Below are 22,651 nucleotides of genomic sequence, written 5' to 3'. Positions count from 1 at the left end.
ACTCCATCGGCGAACTGGCCGCCGCGCACGTCGCGGGGGTGCTGTCCCTCGAGGACGCGTGCACGCTCGTCGCCGCCCGCGCCCGACTCATGCAGGCTCTGCCCGAGGGTGGGGCGATGGTGGCCGTCGCGGCCACCGAGGACGAGGTCACGCCGCTGCTGACCGAGCGGGTGTCGCTGGCCGCGGTCAACGGGCCGTCATCGGTCGTGCTCTCCGGCGACGAGGACGCCGTGCTGGCGGTCGCCGCGGGGTTCGAGAAGACCCGGCGCCTGAAGGTGAGCCACGCGTTCCACTCGGCCCGGATGGACGGCATGCTCGCCGAGTTCCACACGGTCGCGGCGGGGCTGACCTACCACGAGCCGGCCGTGCCGGTGCTGTCGAACGTCACCGGTTCGCTCGCTTCGGCGGCGGAGCTGGGCGACCCGGCGTACTGGGTCCGGCAGGTCCGCGCCACCGTCCGGTTCGCCGACGGCGTCCGCACGCTGGCCGGGCGCGGGGTGACGCGGTTCCTCGAGCTGGGGCCGGCGGGGGTTCTCTCTGCAATGGTCGCCGAGTGCCGGGACGACGACGTGGTCGCGGTGCCGGCGCTGCGGGCCGACCGGACCGAAGTCCGCACGCTCCTGTCCGCGCTCGCCGAGTTGCAGGTCGCCGGGGGCGGGGTGGACTGGGCCCGGGTGCTGCGCGACGGCGTGCGGGTCGAGCTGCCCACCTACGCCTTCCAGCGCGAGCGGTACTGGCTGGAGGTGCCGGACGTCGACGGCGATCCGGCGTCGCTCGGGCAGTCCGGTGCTTCGCACGGTTTGCTGAGTGCGGCCGTGGAACTGGCCGGAGCGGACGGCGTCGTGCTCACCGGGCTCATGTCGGTCGACGGTTCGCCGTGGCTGGCCGAACACCGCGTCGACGGCGAGATCCTGTTCCCCGGCGCGGGGTTCGTCGAGCTGGCGCTGCGCGCGGCCGACGAGGCCGGCTGCGACCAGGTCGAAGAGCTCGTCCTCGAGGCGCCGCTGGTCCTGCCCGAGCGGGGCGGCGTACCGGTGCAGGTCCGCGTCGAGGCCCCGGACGGTGCCGGACGGCGCGCGTTCGGCATCCACACCCGCGGCGACGGCTGGGTCCGGCACGCCACCGGCTTCCTCGCCTCTGGTTTGTCCACTTCGGACGATCTGACGCAGTGGCCGCCCGCGGATGCGCTGCCGACCGACGACTTCTACGCCGCGCGAGCGGCGGCCGGGTTCGCCTACGGGCCGACGTTCCAGGGGCTGCGGGCGGCCTACCGCTCGGGCGACTCGGTGTACGCCGAGGTGGCCTTGCCGACGGGGACTTCCGCCGACGAGTGGGGCGTGCACCCGGCGCTGCTCGACGCGGCGCTGCACGCGCTGGCCTTCGCCGACCTGCCGGGGGACGGCCTCCTGCCGTTCTCCTGGTCGGGCGTGAGCCTGCACGCGACCGGCGCGACCGAGCTGCGGGTGCGCCTGCGGCCGGTGGGCAGTGCCGTCCAGCTGACCTTGGCGGACCCGACCGGCCAGGTCGTGGCCGTGGCCGAGTCGGTGGTCCTGCGCCCGATGACCCGGTCGGCGCCCGCTGCCACGCACCACCGCGTCGAGTGGGTCGTGAGTGAGAAACAGTGTTCCAACCCTGTTTCTCACTCACGACCGGCGGCCGGGGAGCGCGGCGATGTCGCGGGCGCCGCCGAGCCGCGTCTCGACCGCTTGCGCGCCGCCGGGCTCGGCGACCTCTCCGGGCTCGGGCTGGGCGAGCTGCCCGCCTATGGCGAGTTCGCCGAACTGGCCGCCGCCGGTGCGGTGCCCGAGGTCGTGTTCGCCTCCTGCCGCCCCGACGACACCGACGACCTCACCTGGGCCGTCTGGGCTTCGGCGCAGCGGGCGTTGGCGTTGGTCACGGCCTGGCTGGCCGACCCGCGGTTCGCCGGTTCGCGGCTGGTGTTCGTCACCCGCGGCGCGGTCGCCGTGCGCGAGGGCGAGGTGCCGGACGTGGTGGAAGCCGCGGTCTGGGGTGCCGTGGAGCCGGTGCTGGCCGCGCACCCCGGCCGGTTCGCTCTCGTCGACGGTGCCGCCGTCGAGCCGGGCGCGGAGCGGCTCGCGATCCGCGGTGACGTGGTCTACGAGCCCCGGACCTCCGCGGTCACGCCGGACGCCTGGAAACCCGAAGGAACCGTGCTGCTCACCAGCGCGTCCGGCGAACTGGGCGCCGCCGTCGCGCGGCACCTCGTCGAGGATCGGGGCGTCCAGCGGCTCGTCGTGCTCGGCGAGGCACCCGTGCCGGCCGCCGAAGTCATCGCCTGCGACCCCGCCGACCGGTACGAACTGGCGCGGGCGCTCCGGGACGTCCCGGACGTCACCACGGCCGTCCACATCGGACTCGCCGAGGGCGCGGCCGACCTGCGCGACCGTGCCGACATCGCCTTCAACCTCGCCGAGCTGGACGTCCACCTCGTGGTGCTGACCACCGCCGGCGGCGAGGGCCTGGTCGCGGTGCAGAGCGCGGTGCTCGAAGCCGTCGCGCACAGTGCGCTGGCCTGCCGGCCCGGGGAGACGCCGGCGTTCGGCCTGCTGGGGACACCGGGCGCGCTGCGCGTCATCGAGCGCGCCGAGCCGGCGAAGGAGCCGGTCAAGACCCGCCGCGTGGTCGCCCAGGTGGCCGATGCGGGCAACGCGCTGCACCAGAAGCTCGCCCGGCTGCCCGAACCCGACCGGCACCGGGCGCTGCTCGACATCGTCCGGACCGAGGCCGCGCTGGTGCTCGGCCACTCCGGGCCGGAGGCCGTGGGCGCCGACCGGGCGTTCAAGGAACTGGGCGTCGACTCGCTGACCGCCGTCCAGCTGCGCAACGCGCTGAACACCGCGACGGGCCTGCGGCTGCCCGCGACCTCGGTCTTCGACCACCCGAACCCGGTCGCGCTGGCGAAGGCGCTGCACGCCGAGCTGTTCGGTGCGGAAGAGGAGAGCACCGAGGTCGTCACCCGGGCCGACGAGCCGATCGCCATCGTCGGCATGGCCTGCCGCTACCCCGGCGGCATCGCCGACCCCGACGACCTCTGGCGGCTGGTCGCCGAGGGCGGCGACGCGATTTCGCCGTTCCCCACCGACCGCGGCTGGGACCTCGAGGCGCTCTACGACACCGACCCCGACGCGCCGGGCACCTGCTACGCCCGCGAAGGCGGGTTCCTGCACGACGCGAGCGCGTTCGACCCCGGCTTCTTCGGGATCAGCCCGCGCGAGGCCGTCTCGATGGACCCGCAGCACCGCCTGCTGCTGGAAGTGTCCTGGGAGTCGATGGAACGCGCCGGGATCGACCCGGCCACGCTGCGCGGCAGCCGCACCGGTGTCTTCGCCGGGATCACCTACCAGGACTACGGCGGCCTGCTCGGCGCCGCGACCGACAGCTTCGAAGGCTTCCTCGGCACCGGCAACTCGCCGAGCGTGCTGTCCGGCCGCGTCGCCTACACCTTCGGTCTGGAAGGGCCCGCGGTCTCGATCGACACCGCGTGCTCGTCGTCGCTGGTGGCGATCCACTGGGCCTGCCAGTCGCTGCGGGAGAGCGACTGCACGCTCGCCCTCGCCGGTGGCGTGACAGTCATGTCCACCCCGGTTTCGCTGGTGGAGTTCAGCCGTCAGCGGGCACTGGCCGCCGACGGGCGCAGCAAGCCCTTCTCGGCCGACGCCGACGGCGCGAGCTGGGCCGAGGGCGCCGGGATGCTGCTGCTGGAGCGGCTGTCCGACGCCGAGCGCAACGGCCACCGCGTGCTCGCGGTGATCAAGGGCTCCGCGATCAACTCCGACGGCGCGTCGAACGGCCTCACCGCCCCGAACGGGCCGTCGCAGCAGCGGGTGATCCGGCGGGCGCTGGCCAACGCGCGGCTGACGCCGTCCGAAGTGGACGTCGTCGAGGCGCACGGCACCGGCACCAAGCTGGGCGACCCGATCGAGGCGCAGGCGATCATCGCGACCTACGGCCGCGAGCGGCCCGCGGACCGGCCGGTGTACCTGGGCTCGTTCAAGTCCAACGTCGGGCACGCGCAGGCGGCCTCCGGCGTCGGCGGCGTGATCAAGATGGTCCAGGCCATCCGGCACGGCCTGCTGCCGAAGACGCTGCACGCGGAAGTCCCGTCGCCGCACGTCGACTGGGACGCGGGCGACGTCAGCCTGCTCACCGAGACCCGGCCGTGGCTTGCCGATGGTCCGCGCCGAGCCGGTGTGTCCTCGTTCGGCATGAGCGGCACGAACGCGCACCTGATCCTGGAGCAGGCCGCAGAGCGCCCCAATGTGGCGTTCGGTGCGTCAGACGCACCGAACGCCACATTGGGTGCGTCTGACGCACCCAACGCCACATTGGGGCGCTCGGCGCCGGTGCCGCTGCTGCTGTCCGGGCGGAGTGCGGACGCGCTGCGGCAGCAGGCCGAGCGGCTGGCCGCCACACTGGCCAAGGAGGACATCGCGGATGTCGCGGTGTCGCTGGCCACCACGCGGTCGGCGTTCGAGCACCGGGCCGTCGTCGTCGGCGACGACCGGGACGCGCTGCTGGCCGGCCTGACCGAGCCCGCCGTGCGCGGGGTCGCCGGGACGCCCGGCAAGACCGTGTTCGTCTTCCCCGGCCAGGGTTCGCAGTGGGTCGGCATGGCGCTCGAACTCGCCGAAGCCGCACCGGTCTTCGCCGATCGGCTCGCCGAGTGCGCCGCCGCGCTCGAACCGTTCGTGGACTGGCAGCTGGCCGACGTCCTGGGCGACGCGGAAGCCCTCCAGCGGGTCGACGTCGTGCAGCCGGCCTGCTGGGCGGTCATGGTGTCGCTCGCCGCGCTGTGGGAGTCCTTCGGCGTCCGGCCGGACGCCGTGATCGGGCACTCCCAGGGCGAGATCGCCGCCGCCTGCGTCTCCGGCGGGCTCTCGCTGGAAGACGGCGCGCGCGTCGTGGCGTTGCGGAGCAAGGTGATCCGGGTCTCGCTGGCGGGCCGGGGCGCGATGGCGTCGGTGGCCCTGCCGGCCGAGGACCTCGAGCTGCCGCCCGGCGTGTCCGTGGCCGCGTTGAACGGGACCGCCGCGGTGACCGTCTCCGGCGACCCCGATCAGGTCGACGCCCTGGTGGCCCGCTGTGCCGCCGACGGCGTCCGGGCCCGCAAGGTCCAGGTCGACTACGCGTCGCACTCCGCGCACGTCGAGGCGATCGAAGCCGAACTCCTCGAAGTGCTGGCGCCGGTTTCCCCGACCGAGGCGCGGATCCCGTTCTACTCGACCGTCACCGGCGACTGGCTCGACACCACCGAGCTGACCGCCGCGTACTGGTACCGCAACCTGCGGCAGCGCGTGCTGTTCGCGCCCGCCACCGAGGCGCTCGGCGAGCAGGGCTACGGCGTGTTCGTCGAGTCCAGCGCGCACCCCGTGCTGGGCACCGCGATCGCCGGGACCCTCGAAGACGTCGTGGTCACCGGCTCACTGCGCCGTGGCGAGGGCGGCCTCGCCCGCTTCCTCACCTCGGCCGGCGAGCTCTGGGCGCGCGGGGCCGAGGTGGACTTCTCGCCGGTGCTGGCCGGTGGAGTCGTGGACCTGCCGACGTACCCGTTCCAGCGTCAGCGCTACTGGCCGACGCTGCCCGGCCCGGGCGACGTCGCCGCGGCCTCGGACGCCGCCGACGCCGGGTTCTGGTCGGCCGTCGAACGCGACGACGCCGGCGAGCTGGCGGAGACGCTCGGGCTGGACGCGTCCGCCGTCGAAGGTCTGTTGCCCGCGCTGGCCGCCTACCGCAGGCAGCGCCGGGAAGAGTCCACAGTGGACAACTGGCGCTACCGCGTCGGCTGGCAGCCGGTCACCGTCGACGCCTCGCCGCGCCTGGAGGGCACCTGGCTCGTCGTGCGCCGCCCGGACGACCAGACCGCGCTGCCGCTGGACCGCTTCGGCGCGGAAACCGTCACCGTCGAGGCCGAGGTCGGCATCGACCGCGCCACCCTCGCCGAGCGGATCGGGGACGTCGAACCGGCCGGGATCCTGTCCCTGCTGGGCACCGACGAGTCCTACCGCGGGCTCGTCGACACGCTCACCCTGATCCAAGCCCTCAGCGACCTCGATGCTCCCTTGTGGACGTTCACCCGGGGCGCGGTGTCGACCGGCAAGGCCGACGCCCTCCGCAACCCGGCCCAGGCGCCCGTGTGGGGCCTCGGCCGTGTCGCCGCGCTCGAACTCCCCGGCCGCTGGGGTGGCCTGCTCGACCTGCCCGCCGACCTCGACGAGCGCGCGTTCGCCCGCGTGGTCGCCGCGCTCACCGGGGACGAGGACCAGGTCGCCGTCCGCGCGTCCGGCGTCTTCGCCCGCCGGCTCCTGCGGTCTCCGCTCGGCTCGACGCCGCCGGCTCGCGAGTGGACGCCGGAAGGAACCGTGCTGGTCACCGGCGGTACCGGTGGCCTGGGCGCTAAGGTCGGCCGCTGGCTGGCCGGCCGTGGCGCGCAGCGGCTGGTGCTGACAAGCCGGCGCGGCGCGGACGTCCCGGGCGCGGCGGAGCTGTGCGAAGAGCTCGCCGGGCTCGGTGCCGAGGCGACCGTCGTGGCCTGCGACGTCGCCGACCGCGACGCCCTGGCCGCGCTCGTGGCCGAGTACCCGCCGAACGCCGTCGTCCACGCCGCCGGTGTCCTCGACGACGGCGTGCTGTCCTCGCTCACCCCGGAGCGCCTCGCCGGGGTGCTCAAGCCCAAGGCACTGGCCGCGTTCCACCTGCACGAGCTGACTCGCGACCTCGACCTGTCGGCGTTCGTCTCCTTCGCGTCCACGGCGGGTGTCTGGGGCGGCCCCGGCCAGGGCAACTACGCCGCCGCCAACGCCTACCTCGACGCGCTCGCCGAACACCGGCGCTCACTCGGGCTGGCCGCGACGTCGATCTCCTGGGGCCCGTGGGCCGACACCGGGATGGCCGACGCGGCCGCCGTCGCCGAACGGCAGCGCCTGGGCGGCATCCACGCGCTCGACCCGGAGCTGGCGATCTCGGCGTTGCAGCAGGCTCTCGACCACGGAGAGACGACGCTGACCGTGGCGGGCGTCGACTGGGCGCGGTACGTGCCGTCGTTCACCGCCGTCCGGCCGAGCCCGCTGCTGCTCGGCATCCCCGAGGCGCGGCAGGCGATCGAAGCCGCGGGGGAGACCACCCAGGCCGTCGGGTTGAGCGAGCGTGACGTGCTGGAGTTCGTCCGCACCCAGGTCGCCGGGGTGCTCGGCTACGCCGGGCCGGGTGACGTCGAGCCGAACCGGGCGTTCACCGACCTCGGGTTCGACTCGCTGACCGCGGTCGACCTGCGCAACCGGCTGTCGGCGGCCACCGGGCTCAAGCTGCCGGCGACGCTGATCTTCGACTACCCGACCACGACCGCCCTGGTCACCCATCTCAAGGGCGAGCTGGGCGAGCCGGTCGAGACCACCTCCACAGTGGACATCGCGCCGAAGGCCGTCGAAGACGACCCGATCGCCATCGTCTCGATGGCGTGCCGGTTCCCCGGTGGCGTGCGCTCGCCGGAGGACCTGTGGGCGCTGCTGTCCGGCGGCGCGGACGCGATCACCGACTTCCCCGACGACCGCGGCTGGGACCTCGACGCGCTCTACGACCCGGACCCGGACCACCAGGGCACGTCCTACACCCGCCGCGGCGGGTTCCTCGACGGCGCCAGCCGGTTCGACGCCGCGTTCTTCGGCATCAACCCGCGGGAAGCCCTGGCCATGGACCCGCAGCAGCGCCTGCTGCTCGAGACCGCCTGGGAAGCCATCGAACGCGCCGGGATCGACGCGGCGTCGCTGCGCGGCGGCCCGGTCGGCGTCTTCGCCGGCTCCAACGGCCAGGACTACACCCCGCTGCTCGCGCTCGGCGACGACGAGGGCGTCGAGGGCTACACCATGACCGGTAACGCGGGATCCGTGGTGTCCGGCCGGATCTCCTACGCACTCGGCCTGGAAGGCCCGGCCGTCACGGTCGACACGGCTTGCTCGTCATCGCTGGTCGCGGTGCACCTCGCCGCGCGGGCGCTGCGGTCGGGGGAGTGCTCCCTCGCGCTGGCCGGCGGGGTCACGATCATGTCGACCCCGTCCGGGTTCATCCAGTTCAGCCGCCAGCGCGGGCTCGCGCTCGACGGCCGCTGCAAGGCGTTCTCCGACGACGCCGACGGCACCGGCTGGGGCGAAGGCGCCGGGATGGTGCTCCTCGAACGGCTTTCGGACGCGCGCCGCAACGGCCACCCGGTGCTCGCCCTCGTCCGTGGAAGCGCGGTCAACCAGGACGGTGCGTCGAACGGCCTGACCGCCCCCAACGGGCCGTCGCAGCAGCGGGTGATCCGCGCCGCGCTGGCCGACGCCGGACTGCGTCCGTCCGAAGTGGACGCCGTCGAAGCGCACGGCACCGGCACGGTGCTGGGCGACCCGATCGAGGCGCAGGCCGTGCTCGCGACCTACGGGCAGGACCGCGACCGGCCGCTGTGGCTCGGTTCGGTCAAGTCCAACATCGGGCACACGCAGGCCGCCGCCGGCGCGGCCGGGATCATGAAGATGGTCCTGGCGCTGCGCCACGACCTGCTGCCGAAGACGCTGCACGCCGACGCCCCGTCGTCCCATGTGGACTGGAGCACGGGCGACGTGCGGTTGCTGTCCGACGCCGTTGCGTGGGCACCGAACGGGCACCCGCGTCGCGCCGGGATCTCGTCGTTCGGCGTGAGCGGCACCAACGCCCACGTGATCGTCGAGCAGGCGCCGGAGGAGTCACCGGCGGTCGAACCGACCTGGACCGGTCCGGTGCCGTGGGTCCTTTCGGGACGGTCCGAGGCCGCACTGCGGGCCCAGGCCGGACAGCTCGCCGACCGGCTGGGCGGGGAACGGCCGGCCGACGTCGGCTGGTCGCTGGCCACCGGCCGCACGGCTTTCGAGCACCGCGCGGTGGTGCTCGGTACCGAGACCGAAGAGCTGGTGCGGGGTCTGCGCGACCTCGTCGACGGACCCCTCCCGGGCACGACGAGCGAGGGCCGGATCGGGTTCCTCTTCACCGGGCAGGGCGCGCAGCGGCTCGGCATGGGCCGCGGGCTGTACGACGCCCACCCGGTGTACGCCGAGGCGTTCGACGCGGTGTGCGCGCACTTCGACACCGAACTGGACCGGCCGTTGCGGGACGTCGTCTTCGGCGACGAGGACCTGCTGAACGAGACCGGTTACACCCAGCCCGCGCTGTTCGCGGTCGAGGTGGCGTTGTTCCGGCTGCTGGAATCGTGGGGCGTGCACCCCGAGTACCTGGCCGGGCACTCGATCGGCGAACTGGCCGCCGCGCACGTCGCCGGCGTGTTTTCGCTGGCCGACGGGTGCCGGCTGGTCGCCGCCCGCGGCCGGCTCATGCAGGCGCTGCCGCGTGGTGGCGGGATGCTGGCCGTGTCGGCCACCGAAGACGAGGTCACGCCGTTGCTGACCGAAACCGTGAGCATCGCCGCGATCAACGGGCCATCGTCTCTTGTGGTCTCCGGCAGTGACCTCGACGGGATCGAGCAGCACTTCACCGCGCTGGGCCGCAAGACCAAGCGGCTCACGGTGTCGCACGCGTTCCACTCGCCGCTGATGGACCCGATGCTGGCCGAGTTCGCGAAGGTGGCCGAGCAGGTCACCTACGCCGAACCGGACCTGCCGATCGTCTCCACGGTGACCGGCGCGGTCGCCTCTCCGGTGACGCCGGAGTACTGGGTCGGCCAGGTGCGCGCGGCCGTGCGGTTCGCCGACGCCGTCACGACCCTGCACGGGCTGGGTGTCAACCGGTTCGTCGAAATCGGACCGGACGCCGTCCTCACGCCGATGGTCGAAGCCGCTGTGGCGATCCCGACCCTGCGCAAGGGCCGGGACGACCGGACCAGCGTGCTGGCCGCCGTCGGCGAGCTGCACGTCCACGGGCAGAGCCCCGACTGGGCGGCCGTCTTCGCCGGGACGGAAGCCCGCCGGGTCGACCTGCCGACGTACGCGTTCCAGTACCAGCGGTTCTGGCCGCACCTGACCGGGCTGCCGGCCGGCGACGTCACCGCCGCCGGCCTCACCGCGGTCGACCACCCGCTCCTCGGTGCGGCGGTCTCGGTGGCCGGCTCCGAGGAGGTGCTGTTCACCAGCCGGCTCGCCCTGTCGACGCACCCGTGGCTGGCCGGGCACGAGGTCATGGGCCAGGTCCTGCTGCCGGGCACGGCCTTCCTGGAGCTGGCCGTCCGCGCCGCGGACCAGGCCGGCTGCGCCCGGGTGGCGGAGCTGACGCTCGCCGCGCCGCTGGTGCTGCCCGAGCGCGGCGGCGTCCAGCTGCAGTGCTCGGTGGGGGCACCCGGCGAGGACGGGACGCGGTCCTTCACCGCACACTCGCGGATCGAGGGCACCGAGGAGTGGGTCCGGCACGCCACCGGCCTGCTCGCCGCCGAAGCGGGAGACGCCGGCGAACCCCTGTCCGGGTGGCCGCCGGCGCAGGCGGAACCCCTTGCCGTGGAAGACTTCTACGACACCTACGCGGCCGGTGGGTTCGCCTACGGGGACGCCTTCCGCGGCCTGACCGCCGCGTGGCGCCGCGGCGACGACGTGTTCGCCGAGATCGCCCTGCCGGACTCGGCCCGCGACGACGCGCGGCGCTTCGGCCTGCACCCCGCCCTGCTCGACGCGGCCCTGCAGGCGCTGCTCTACCTGCCCCTGGCCGGGTCCGGGCAGAGCAGGCTCCCGTTCTCGTGGTCGGACGTCACCCTGCACGCCTCCGGCACCGCCGCGCTGCGCGTCCGCCTGAGCCTGGCCGGGCCGGACGCCCTGGCGCTGACCATCGCCGACACCGCCGGCAACCCGGTCGCCACCGTGGGGTCGCTGGCCATGCGCCAGGTCTCGGCCGAACTGCTGACCGAGCCCAAGCGGCTGCACGACTCGCTGTTCCAAGTGGACTGGGTCCCGCTGACCGGCGGGTCCGAACCGGACACCGGCACCTGGGCCGTCCTCGGCCCGGACCCGCACAAGCTCGGCGTCCAGCTCGGCACGTCCGGCCCGCTGAAGTCCTATGTGGACATCGATGCGCTGGTCGCCGACGGCGGCACGCCACCGGAAGTGGTCTTCGCGCCGCTGGTGCCCGACCGTGCGGCCGGCCTGCCGGGCGCGGTGCGCGCGGCCACCGGGCTTGCCCTGAACACCGTGCAGTGCTGGCTGACCGAGGACACGCTCGAAGCGGCGAAGCTGGTGTTCGTCACCTCCGGCGCGGTCGCCCACGGCGGCGAGGTGACCGACCTCGCCAACGCCGCGGTCTGGGGCCTGGTCCGCTCGGCCCAGGCCGAGAACCCCGGCCGGTTCCTGCTGGTCGACGTCGACGGCAAGGAAGCGTCCTACGCCGCGATCCCCGCCGCCCTCACCACCGGCGAGCCGCAACTGTCCCTTCGCGACGGTGAGCCGCACGCGGCGCGGCTGGTGCGCGCCGAAGCGGCCGGAGGCGTGCTCAGCGCGCCGAAGGACGGGCACTGGCGGCTCGACATCGTCGACAAGGGCACCCTGGAGAACTTGACTCTGGTGCCGTGCCCGGAGGTCGCCGGACCGCTGCCGGACGGGCACGTGCGGATCGCCGTCCGCGCCGCGGGCGTGAACTTCCGGGACGTCCTCAACGCCCTCGGCATGTACCCCGGCGAGGCCGGGGCGATGGGCCTGGAGGGCGCGGGCGTGGTCACCGAGGTCGGCCCCGGGGTCACCGGGCTCGCCGTGGGCGACCGGGTGCTGGGCATGTTCCCCGGCGCGTTCGGGCCGGTCGCGGTCGCCGACCAGCGGCTCGTCGCCCGTGTCCCGGACGGCTGGTCGTTCGCCGACGCGGCGTCCGTGCCGATCGTGTTCCTCACCGCCTACTACGCGCTGGTCGACCTCGGCCGCGTGCGGCCGGGGGAGACGGTGCTGGTCCACGCGGCCGCCGGCGGCGTCGGCATGGCCGCGGTCCAGCTCGCGAAGCACCTCGGCGCCGACGTGTTCGGCACCGCGGGCGCCGGCAAGTGGGACGCGCTGCGCGAGCACGGCCTCGCCGACGACCGGATCGCCTCCTCCCGGACCCTGGACTTCGAGGACCGCTTCCTCGCGGCCACCGGCGGCCGGGGCGTCGACGTCGTGCTCGACTCCCTGGCCGGGGAGTTCGTCGACGCGTCGCTGCGGCTGCTGCCGCGCGGTGGCCGGTTCCTGGAGATGGGCAAGACCGACGTCCGGGTCCCCGCCGACGTCGCCGCCGCTCACCCGGGCATCGCCTACCAGGCGTTCGACCTCATCGAGGCCGGGCCCGACCGCATCGCCGAGATGCTGCGGGAGATCCTCGGCCTGCTCGGCCAGGGCGTGCTGCGGCCGATCCCGGTCACCGCCTGGGACGTCCACCGCGCGCCCGCCGCGTTCAAGCACCTCCAGCAGGCCAAGCACGTCGGCAAGGTCGTGCTGACCGTGCCCGCACCGCTCGACCCCGAGGGCACGGTCCTGATCACCGGCGGCACCGGCGGCCTCGGCGGGCTGCTGGCCCGGCACCTGGTCACCGAGCACGGCGCGCGGCACCTGCTGCTCACCAGCCGCCGTGGCCTCGCGGCCGAGGGGGCCGCCGAGCTGCGGGACGAGCTGACCGGGCTGGGCGCGACCGTCACCGTGGCGGCCTGCGACGCGGCCGACCGCGACGCGCTGGCCGAGCTGCTCGACGGCATCCCCGGTGCGCACCCGCTGCGGGCGGTCATGCACACCGCCGGGGTGCTCGACGACGGCGTCGTCGGCTCGCTGGACGCGGCCCGCCTGGACAAGGTGCTGCGGCCGAAGGTCGACGCCGCGGTGCACCTCGACGAGCTGACCCGCCACGCCGACCTCACCGCGTTCGTGCTGTTCTCCGGCGCCGCGGGGCTGTTCGGCGGTGCGGGACAGGCGAACTACGCGGCCGCGAACGCTTTCGTCGACGCCTTCGCCACCCACCGGCACGCCCTCGGGCTGCCCGCGGTGGCCTTGGCGTGGGGCCCGTGGTCGGCCGCCGTCGGCATGACCAGCGGGCTGACCGAGACGGACCTGGGCCGGATGGCCCGCGCCGGGCTGCTGCCGCTGTCGGCCGAGCTGGGCCTCGCCCTGCTCGACGCGGGCGTGGCTTCCGGCGAGGCGGCCGTGGTGCCGATGCGGGTCGACCCGGCCGCGCTCGCGTCGTCGGGCGCGGTGGCCCCGCTGTTCCGGGGACTCGTCAGCGCCCCGGCGCGGCGGGCGGCGGTGTCGGTCGCGAAGGCCGAGCCGGTGGGCCTCGCGGAGCGGCTGGCCGCGACACCGGTCGCCGAGCGCGAGGACCTGGTGGTGGAGCTGGTGACCGGCCAGGTCGCCGCCGTGCTCGGGCATGCGTCCACAGTGGACATCGACCCCGGGAAGGCGTTCAGCGAGCTGGGCTTCGACTCGCTCACCGCGGTCGAGCTGCGCAACCGGCTCGGCGCGGTCGCCGGGAAGCGGCTGCCCGCGACGCTGGTGTTCGACTACCCGACGGTCGCCGAACTGGCGGGCTACCTGCTCGAAGAGATCGCCCCGCCGGCACCCTCGGCCAACGGCCTGGTCGACGACCTGCGCGGTTCGCTCGCCTCGCTGCCCGAAGGCTACGAAGGCCGCGAGGAGATCACCGAACGGCTGCAGAGCCTGCTCGCCTGGTGGACCGGCACCGCCGCCCCGGAAGAACCGCAGTCGGACGACGAAGTCGCGGCGGCGTCCGCCGACGAGCTGTTCGACCTGATCGACAAGGAGTTCGGGGCGTGACCTCCGACAACGAGAAGAAGCTGCTCGACTACCTCAAGAAGGTCACCACCGACCTGAGGGCGGCGAACCAGCGGTTGCGCGAGGTCGAGGACCGGGACGCCGAGCCCGTCGCGGTGATCGGGATGGGCTGCCGGTTCCCCGGCGGCGTGCGCACCCCCGAGCAGCTGTGGCAACTGCTGGCCGCCGGCGGCGACGGCATGGCGGGCTTCCCGACCGACCGCGGCTGGCCCGCGGCGCTGTACTCGGGTGACGCCGAGCAGGCCGGCACCAGCTACGTCCGCGAGGGCGGGTTCGTCTACGACGCGGCGGAGTTCGACCCCGGCTTCTTCGGGATGAGCCCGCGCGAGGCGCTGGCCACCGACCCGCAGCAGCGGCTGCTGCTCGAAACGGCGTGGGAGACGATCGAACGCGCCGGCATCGACCCGCTGTCGTTGCGCGGCACGAAGGCGGGCGTCTTCGTCGGCGGCACGTCCACCGGCTACGGCTCCGGCCTGACCGCGCTGCCCGACGGCGTCGAAGGGCACCTGCTCACCGGCAACTCCACCGCGGTGATCTCCGGCCGGGTCGCCTACCAGCTCGGGCTCAAGGGCCCGGCGGTCACCGTGGACACCGCGTGCTCGTCGTCGCTGGTCGCGCTGCACTGGGCGGCCCAGGCGCTGCGGCGCGGCGAGTGCTCGCTGGCGCTCGTCGGCGGCGTGACGGTGATGTCGACCCCCGGCATGTTCCTCGAGTTCAGCCGCCAGCGCGGGCTCGCGCCCGACGGGCGGTGCAAGCCCTTCGCGGCCGCGGCCGACGGCACCGGCTGGTCCGAGGGCGTCGGTCTCGTGCTGGTCGAGAAGCTGTCCGACGCCCTCGCCAACGGGCACCCCGTGCTGGCGGTGGTCCGCGGGTCCGCGATCAACTCCGACGGCGCGTCGAACGGCCTGACCGCGCCCAACGGCCCGGCCCAGCAGCAGGCCATCCGGGCCGCGCTGGCGAGCGGCGGGCTCACTCCGTCCGAGGTGGACGCCGTCGAGGCGCACGGCACCGGCACCACGCTCGGTGACCCGATCGAGGCGCACGCGCTGCTGGCGACCTACGGCCAGGACCGCGAGCGGCCGCTCTGGCTCGGCTCGGTGAAGTCGAACATCGGGCACACCCAGGCCGCGGCGGGCGTCGCCGGGGTGCTCAAGATGGTGCTGGCGATGCAGCACGGCGTGCTGCCGCGCACGGTGCACGTCGACGAGCCCTCGCCGCACATCGACTGGTCGGCCGGGTCCGTCGAGCTGCTCACCGAGAACGTCGACTGGCCCGCGGGGGAGACTCCGCGCCGCGCCGGCGTGTCCTCCTTCGGCATCAGCGGGACCAACGCCCACGTGATCCTGGAGAGCTACGACGTGCCGCCCGCCGAGCGGACTCTCCCCGCCGCCGGGCCGGTGCCCCTGGCGTTGTCCGCGCGGTCCGGCGAAGCCCTGCGTGAGCAGGCCGCCCGGCTGCGCGACCACCTGCTCGGGCAGCCGGACCGGCCGCTCGCCGACACCGCGCTGTCCCTGGCCACCGCACGCTCGGTGTTCGAGCACCGGGCCGTCGTGCTCGCCGCCGACGTCTCCGAAGCGGTGACGGCGCTGGACTCGCTGGCGGCCGGTGAACCCGCACCGTCCCTGGTGGAGGGGGTCGCCCCGGGCAAGGCCGGCAAGACCGCGTTCCTCTTTTCCGGCCAGGGTTCCCAGCGGATCGGCATGGGCGCGGGGTTGCGTCGCGCGTTCCCGGTGTTCGCCGAAGCCTTCGACGCGGTGTGCGCCGGCTTCGACTTTCCGCTGGCCGAAGCGATCTCAAGCGATTCCCTGCACGACACGGGCTACACGCAGCCCGCGCTGTTCGCCGTCGAGGTGGCGTTGTTCCGGCTGCTGGAGTCCTGGGGCGTGAAGCCGGACTTCCTGGCCGGGCACTCCGTCGGCGAACTGGCCGCGGCGCACGTCGCCGGGATTCTCTCGCTGGCCGACGCCTGCAAGCTGGTCGCCGCGCGGGCCCGGCTGATGGCGGCCCTCCCGGCCGGCGGGGCGATGGTCGCCGTGCAGGCGACCGAAGCCGAGGTCACGCCGCTGCTGAGCGAGCGGGTGAACCTGGCCGCCGTCAACGCGGCCGACTCGGTCGTGCTGTCCGGTGACGAGGACGCGGTGCTCGCGGCGGCGGCCGAACTGGCGTCACGCAGGCGCAAGACCAAGCGGCTCGCCGTGTCGCACGCCTTCCACTCGGTCCTGATGGAGCCGATGCTGGCCGAGTTCCGCGAGGTCGTGTCCGGGCTGACCTTCTCGGCGCCGAAGATCCCGATCGTCACCGGCGGTCCCGCCGAGCTGACCGACCCGGAGTACTGGGTGCGCCACGTGCGCGAGCCGGTCCGGTTCGCCGATCGCGTGGCAGCCCTGGAGGCTCGGGGTGTCGCGCGGTTCGTCGAGGTCGGCCCGGACGGGACGCTCACCGGGATGGCCGGCGTGCCCGTCGTGGTGATGCTGCGTGCGACGCGCGACGAGCGGGAGTCGGCGCTGTCCGCGCTGGCCGAGCTGCACGTCCGCGGCGGCGCACCCGACTGGACCGCGCTGCTCGACGGCGCCCGCCGCGTCGAGCTGCCGACGTACGCCTTCCAGCGCGAGCGGTTCTGGCTGACCTCACCGGAGTCCGCGGCCCCGGTGGGGGACACCGGCGCGGACACGTTCTGGTCGGCGGTCGAACGGCAGGACCTCGACGCGCTGACCGCCACCCTGGACGTGCCGTCGGAGACGCCGTTGCGGGACGTCCTGCCCGCGCTGGCGTCCTGGCGCCGCCGTCACCACGACGAGTCCACAGTGGACAATTGGCGGTACCGGATCGGCTGGCGCCCGGTCACCGGGACGACCGCGACCCGGCTGTCCGGCCGCTGGGTCGTGCTGGCCCGGGAAGGCGCCGAGGACGTCGTCGCGGGCCTGCGTGACCGCGGCGCGGACGTCGTGGAGCTGACCGGCGCCGACCTGCTCGCCTCGCTGCCCGAGCCCGCCGGGATCCTTTCCCTGCTGGCCGTGGACGAGACGCTCGCGCTGGTGCAGGCCCTCGGCGCGCTCGGCTGGTCCGCGCCGCTGTGGTGCGCGACCCGGGGCGCGGTCTCGACCGGCCGGTCCGACCCCCTCGACCACCCGGAGCAGGCGCAGGTGTGGGGTCTGGGCCGATCCGCCGCGGTGGAACTTCCCCGCCGGTGGGGCGGCCTGATCGACCTGCCCGGGCACCTCGACGACCGTGGCCTCGACCGGCTGTGCGGTGTGCTCGCCGACGGCGCCGAGGACGAGGTCGCCATCCGGCCCTCCGGCGTCTTCGCCCGGCGGCTGACCCGGGCACCGCTGTCCGGCGACTGTCCCCGGTGGACGGTCACGGGAACCGTGCTGATCACCGGTGGTACCGGTGCGCTCGGTGGCCACCTGGCCCGCTGGGCGGTCGAGCGCGGGGCCTCGCGGGTGGTGCTGGCGAGCCGTCGCGGCCCGGCCGGGGCCGAACCGGCCGCGCCCGAGATCACCGTCGTGGCCTGCGACTGCACCGACCGGGACGCCGTCACCGCGCTGGTGGACTCCCTGCCGGACCTGAGTGTCGTCGTGCACGCGGCCGGCGTCCTCGACGACGGCGTGCTCGACGGCCTCACCCCCGAAAAGCTCGATCGCGTGCTGCGCGCCAAGGCGACCTCCGCCCGGGTGCTGCACGAGGCCACCGCCGGCCGCGAACTCTCGGCGTTCGTGCTGTTCTCGTCGCTGGCGGGCACCGTCGGTTCGGCCGGGCAGGCCAACTACGCGGCGGCGAACGCCTACCTCGACGCCCTGGCCGCGTACCGGCGCTCACGCGGGCTCCCGGCGACTTCGCTGGCCTGGGGACCGTGGGCCGACGCCGGGATGGCGGCGGACGAAGCCGTGCGCGACCGGCTGCGCCGCGGCGGACTGGCGCCTCTCGACCCCGACCTCGCCCTGTCCGCGCTCGACCGGGCCCTCGGTGCCGGGGACGTCGCGGTCGCGCTCGCCGACGTCGACTGGCCGGTCTACGGCCCCGCGCTCACCGCGGTGCGACCGAGCCGCCTGCTGACCGAACTGCCCGAAGCGGCCGGCGAAGCCCCGCCGGTGGCGCTGTCCGGACTGTCCGAAGAGGACATGCTGACCCTGGTGCGCCGTCAGGTCGCGGCGGTGCTGGGGTACACCGAGGCGGTCGCCGCGGACAAGTCGTTCGCCGACCTCGGGTTCGATTCGCTGACCGCCGTCGAACTGCGCAACCGGCTCGGCCTGGCCACCGGGACCGAGCTGCCCGCGACCTTGATCTACGACTACCCGACCGCCGCGCACCTGGCCCGGCACCTGGCGGGCACGCCGAGCGAAGCACCGGTCGCCGAGCGGGCGGCGGTGTCCACCGAGGACCCGATCGTCGTCGTGGCGATGGGTTGCCGGTTCCCCGGCGGCGTGCGGACCCCGGAAGACCTGTGGGACCTGCTGGTTTCCGGCGGTGACGCGGTTTCCGGCTTCCCCGCCGACCGGCACTGGGACGTCGCGGGCCTCGCGGCGGCCGGGGTCGCCGCGGCCGGCGGCGCGTTCGTCGAGGGCGTCACGGAGTTCGACCCGGCCTTCTTCGGCATCTCGCCGCGCGAAGCCCTGGCGATGGATCCGCAGCAGCGGCTCGTCCTGGAAACCGCGTGGGAGACTTTGGAACGCGCCGGGGTCGACCCGGCCGGCGGTCCGGACGTCGGCGTGTTCCTCGGCACCAACGGGCAGGACTACCCGGCGGTGCTCGCGGGCTCGGGCGAGGACTTCGGCGGGTTCGTCGGCACCGGGAACGCGGCTTCGGTCGTCTCGGGCCGGGTCTCGTACGTGCTGGGCCTGGGCGGCCCGGCGGTCACCGTGGACACGGCGTGCTCGGCGTCGCTGGTCGCACTGCACCTGGCCGCGCAGTCGGTGCGCTCGGGCGAGTGCGCGATGGCGCTGGCCGGCGGCGTGACGGTGATGGCGACGCCCGGCGCGTTCGTCGAGTTCTCCCGCCAAGGCGGGCTCGCGGCGGACGGCCGGTGCAAGGCCTTCGCCGACGAGGCGGACGGCACGGGCTGGGGCGAAGGCGCCGGGGTCGTGCTGGTCGAACGGCTGTCGGACGCGCGGCGGCTCGGGCACCCGGTGCTCGCGGTGCTGCGCGGTTCGGCGATGAACCAGGACGGCGCGTCGAACGGCCTCACTGCGCCGAACGGACCCTCGCAGCAGCGGGTGATCCGGGCCGCGCTGGCGAACGCGGGCCTGGAGCCGTCCGATGTGGACGCCGTCGAAGCGCACGGGACCGGAACGGCACTGGGTGACCCGATCGAGGCCCAGGCGTTGCTGGCGACCTACGGCCGGGACCGCTCGCAGCCGTTGTGGCTGGGTTCGCTGAAGTCCAACATCGGCCACACGCAGGCGGCGGCCGGGATCGCCGGCGTCATCAAGATGGTCCTCGCGCTGGAGCACGGCGTGCTGCCGAAGACCCTGCACGCGGACCGCCCGTCGCGGCACGTCGACTGGGCCAGCGGCGCGGTCGCGCTGCTGACCGAGACCCGGCCTTGGCCGCTTTCGGAACGGCCGCGCCGCGCGGGCGTGTCGTCCTTCGGCTTCAGCGGCACGAACGCCCACGTCATCCTCGAAGAGCCGCCCGCCGAAGATGTCGTGAGTGAGAAACAGGGTTCTAACCCTGTTTCTCACTCACGACCGGCTGCGGCAGAGTGCGTCGTCTGGCCGCTGTCGGGCCGGTCGGAGGCGGTGCTGCGCGCGCAGGCCCGGCGGCTCGCGGAGTTCGTCGAGGCGTCGGACGTCGCCCCGGCCGATGTCGCCCGTTCGCTGGCGGCCCGGGCGGTCTTCGCCCACCGGGCGGTCGTGACGGGCCCCGACCTGCTCGCCGGGCTGACCGCGGTCGCCTCGGGCGCGAAGCACCCGGGGGTCGTCACCGGGCACGTCGGCGACGGCGCGACCGGGCTGCTGTTCGCCGGCCAGGGCTCGCAGCGCGTCGGCATGGGTGCCGGGCTGTACGCGCGGTTCCCGGTGTTCGCGGACGCGTTCGACGCGGTGTGCGCGGTGCTGGACCCCGAGCTGGATCGGCCGTTGCGGGAGGTCGTGTTCGGCGACGCTTCGGCGCTCGACCGGACGGGGTACACGCAGCCCGCACTGTTCGGGATCGAGGTCGCGCTGTTCCGCCTGCTGGAGTCGTGGGGCGTCCAGCCCGACTACCTCGCCGGCCACTCGATCGGCGAGCTGGCGGCGGCGCACGTCGCCGGGGTGTTCTCGCTGGCGGACGCGGGCAAGCTGGTCGCCGCGCGGGCGGGCCTGATGCAGGCGCTGCCCGGTGGCGGGGCGATGCTCGCCGTGCAGGCCGCCGAGCGGGACGTCCTGGCGGTCGCCGCGGGGCGGGCGGACCTGGCCGCGGTGAACGGGCCGCTGGCCACGGTGCTGTCCGGGGACGCGGCGGCGGTCGCCGAGATCGCCGCCGAGCTGACCGCGCGCGGGGTGAAGTCTAGGGATTTGCGGGTCTCGCATGCGTTTCACTCGGCACATATGGACGCGATGCTCGAGGAGTTCGCCGAGGTGGCGCGCGGGATCGGCTATGCCGGGCCGCGCATCCCCGTTGTGTCCACGGTGAGCGCGGACGCCGACTTCACGGACCCGGAGTACTGGGTGCGGCAGGTGCGCGAGCCGGTCCGGTTCGCCGACGCGGTGTCCAGGCTGCGCGAGGCCGGCGTCACCCGGCTGGTCGAGCTGGGCCCGGACGGGACGTTGTCCGCGCTGGCCGAAGGGTCGGTGCCGATGCTGCGCAAGGACCGTCCGGAGCCGGCGACGGCCCTGCTGGCGCTGGCGTCCCTGCACGTCAGCGGGCCGGCCGTGGACTGGGCACCGCTTTCGCCGGGCGTGCGGCAGGTCGCGTTGCCGACCTACCCGTTCGAGCGGCAGGTGTTCTGGCCGGAGCCGCTGGTGCCGGTGACCTCGCCGGCCGACAGCAAGCAGTACCGGGTGTCGTGGCGGCTGCTCGCGGACCGGCCGCGGGCGGCGCTGACCGGGCGCTGGCTCGTCGTGGTCCCGGCCGGATGTGCCGACGAACCGCTGGTCAAGGCCGTGTTCCCGGCACTGGCCGAGGCGGGGGCCGAGCCGGTGCCGGTGACCCTCGGCGAGCCGGATCGCGACGCGGTCGCCGCCGAGCTGCTCGGTCTCGGTCCGGTCGACGGCGTGCTTTCGCTCCTCGGCCTGGCCGGGCACGCCACCCCTGGTCAGCCGTCGGTGCCGCTCGGCCTGGCGCTGACCACGACCCTCCTCCAGTCCCTCGGGGACGCCGGTGTCGGCGCGCCGCTGTGGTCGGTCACCACCGGGGCCGTTGCCGTCGAAGCCGAAACTCCCGCACATCCGCTGTCCGCCGGGATCTGGGGCCTCGGGCGGGCCGCCGCGCTGGAGCACCCGGACCGGTGGGGCGGCCTGGCCGACCTGCCCGCCGAACCCGGCGAACCCGAGCTGACCCGGCTCGTCGCCGCCCTCGCCGGAGCGGACGGGGAAGACCAGCTCGCCATCCGCCCGGCCGGCACTTTCGCGCGACGGCTCGTGCGCGCCCCGATCGAAGCGCCTGCCGAGCCCTGGATCCCGGCCGGCCCGGTGCTGGTCACCGGCGGTACCGGCGCGCTGGGCGCCGAGGTCGCCCGGTGGCTGGCGCGCACCGGTGCGCCGCACGTCGTGCTCGCCGGGCGGCGCGGGCCCGCCGCGCCCGGCGCCGCCGAACTGGAAGCCGAGCTCAGCGCGCTGGGCGCCAAGGTGACCATCGCCGCCTGCGACTTCGCCGACCGCGCCGCCACCGCCGAGCTGCTCGACTCGCTGCCCGACCTCGACGCCGTCGTGCACGCCGCCGGCGTCCTCGACGACGGCGTCCTGGACTCCCTGACGCCGCAGCGGCTCGCCACCGTCCTCAGGTCCAAAGTGGATTCGGCGATCCACCTCGACGAGCTGACGCGTAACCGCGACCTCTCGGCGTTCGTGCTGTTCTCCTCCCTGGCCGCCACCCTCGGCGCGGCCGGGCAGGGCAACTACGTCGCCGCCAACGCCGTGCTCGACGCGCTCGCCGAGCACCGGGCCGGCCTCGGCCTGCCCGCGACCTCCATCGCCTGGGGGCCGTGGGCCGGCGCGGGCATGGCGGCCGGGAACAGCGCCCGCTCCGAACGCGGCGGCATCCGCCCGCTGACCCCGGAACTGGCCACCGCGGCCCTGCACAAAGCCCTGAGCGGCAGCGAACCCGCCGTCGCCGTGGCCGACGTCGACTGGGCGGTGTTCGCCACCACCGTCCGCACCGCGCGGCTGCTCGACGACCTGCCCGAGGCGCGCCGGGCGCTCGAGATCGCCGTCAAGCCCGAACAGGACTTCCGGGCCAAGCTCGACGCGCTGACCGGCCCCGAGCGGGAGCGCGCGCTGCTCGACCTGGTGCGCGCCGAGGTCGCCGCCGTGCTCGGCTACGCGAGCCCGTCCACAGTGGACCCCGGGCTGGCGTTCAAGGAGCTGGGTCTCGACTCGCTCACCGCGGTCGAACTGCGCAACGGGCTCGCCGCCGTCACCGGCCTGCCGCTGCCCGCGACGCTCGGGTTCGACTACGCCAACCCGGCCGCACTGGCCCAGTACCTCGGCCGCGAGCTCGGCCCGGCGGACCCGGCCGCGGCGGCCGAGGCCGAGCTGGACCGGATCGAAGCGGCCTTCGCCGGGCTGACCGCCGAGCAGCTCGCCGGCACCCGGATCACCACCCGGCTGCAGGCGCTGCTGAGCCGGCTCGGCACGGGCCCGGCGGAAAGCACGCGGCAGAAGCTCGAGACGGCCAGCTCGACCGAGATCTTCGACTTCATCGACAACGAGCTGGGCCTCGCGTGACGCGCGGGGTCCCCGGCGGGCGGGGTG

Annotated in this window: 2 protein-coding genes (1 of these 2 running past the window's edge); both read left to right on the top strand. The window is 74.7% G+C overall.

What is annotated here, in order from left to right; genetic code table 11:
• Positions 1-13,742, top strand: partial view of a type I polyketide synthase gene (locus tag QRX60_RS49215; protein ID WP_285998340.1) — the 3' portion only. Its footprint begins 10,669 nt before the window's first position; 13,742 of the gene's 24,411 nt are visible here — the last part of the coding sequence; its start codon lies off the left edge, out of view; the stop codon is at positions 13,740-13,742.
• Positions 13,739-22,624, top strand: coding sequence for a type I polyketide synthase (locus QRX60_RS49210; RefSeq protein ID WP_285998339.1), 8,886 nt, complete (start codon positions 13,739-13,741; stop codon positions 22,622-22,624). The genes QRX60_RS49215 and QRX60_RS49210 overlap by 4 nt, the downstream gene beginning before the upstream one ends.
• Positions 22,625-22,651 lie beyond the last annotated feature (27 nt).

The organism is Amycolatopsis mongoliensis (assembly GCF_030285665.1).
GTDB lineage: Bacteria > Actinomycetota > Actinomycetes > Mycobacteriales > Pseudonocardiaceae > Amycolatopsis > Amycolatopsis mongoliensis.
This window is presented reverse-complemented; position numbering and strand designations above follow the sequence as displayed.